Here is a 1,262-nt window from a genome sequence, read left to right as displayed (position 1 = left end):
AAAAATAAAAATTCTGGTTACCAAAGAGGGCAAATTTCACTTTATAAAGTGAGGGGTGTTTTATCATCTTTCTATAAAAATCAAAATACTTTGAAGTGTGAATATTCTTGAAATTGATTATGTGAGATTAGCATATTTCAAATTTAATCCACTTATCAAGGTAAAAAAATAATTTACATAGGAGGTAAAATGCAAGCAATAAAGATTTATAGTATGAGAGTTGCTATGTTATGTAGACTTTATGATCTTAAATTAATTAATGATAAGGAATATACAAAAATAAAAAATAGAATAGAAAATGATTATAAGAAGAGAGATAGAAAGTAGTTAAATTTGTGATATAATAACACTGTAGAAAGATACAAAATGGGAAGGAGGTAAAATGAATACTAAAGTAAAATTAATAAAAGCTTCAAATACAGGAGCAAGAAATAGAAATGCACTACATTTAGATTTAAAACGAGTTGCAGCATATTGTCGAGTTAGCACTGATAGTAAAGACCAACTTGAATCATACAAATCGCAAGTTGATTATTATACAAATCTAATAAAAAACAATAAGAACTGGACTTTAGCTGGTATATACGCAGATGAAGCAACAACAGGAACAACTGCTACTAAAAGAGCTGATTTCATGAGACTGATTAGCGATTGTCAAAATGGAGATATAGATATGATAATAACAAAATCTATATCAAGATTTGCTAGAAACACATTAGATACTTTGAAATATGTAAGATTATTAAAGGAAAATAATGTTGGTGTAGTATTTGAAGAAGAAAATATAGATACTTTGACAATGGATGGAGAGCTACTATTAACAATATTAAGTTCAGTAGCTCAACAAGAAGTAGAAAATACCTCAGCCCATGTGAAAAAAGGACTAAAAATGAAAATGGAAAAAGGGGAGCTTATTGGTTTTCAAGGTTGCCTTGGATACGACTATGACCCTATAACAAAAAGTGTCTCTATAAATGAAGAAGAAGCTAAGATTGTTAGATATATCTTTAAAAGATATTTAGAAGGCAATGGTGGTTCGGTCATTGGTAGGGAACTAGAAGAACAAGGATATCTCACTCCTAGAGGTAAAACAAAATGGTCTGACACTACAGTGTTAGGAGTAATTAAAAATGAAAAGTATATTGGCGATATACTAATGGGAAAGACCTTCACAGTTGATCCCATAACAAAAAGAAGACTAGCAAACTTTGGTGAATCTGATAAATATCATATTGAAAATCATCACGAGCCAATTATATCAA

General features: G+C 29.6%; 2 protein-coding genes. Both read left to right on the top strand.

The features are described 5' to 3' along the window. Nucleotides 1–189: 189 nt before the first annotated feature. Nucleotides 190–327: a hypothetical protein gene (locus BQ7474_RS10675; protein ID WP_004838640.1), complete on the top strand. Its 138-nt coding sequence runs from the start codon at nucleotides 190–192 to the stop codon at nucleotides 325–327. 55 nt (nucleotides 328–382) lie between these two features. Next, on the top strand, nucleotides 383–1,262 hold an 880-nt coding region (locus BQ7474_RS00055; RefSeq protein WP_143179971.1), incomplete at its 3' end, for a recombinase family protein.

The sequence above is a fragment of the Anaerococcus urinomassiliensis genome (assembly GCF_900128425.1).
GTDB classification, from domain to species: Bacteria; Bacillota; Clostridia; order Tissierellales; family Peptoniphilaceae; genus Anaerococcus; species Anaerococcus urinomassiliensis.
This window is presented reverse-complemented; position numbering and strand designations above follow the sequence as displayed.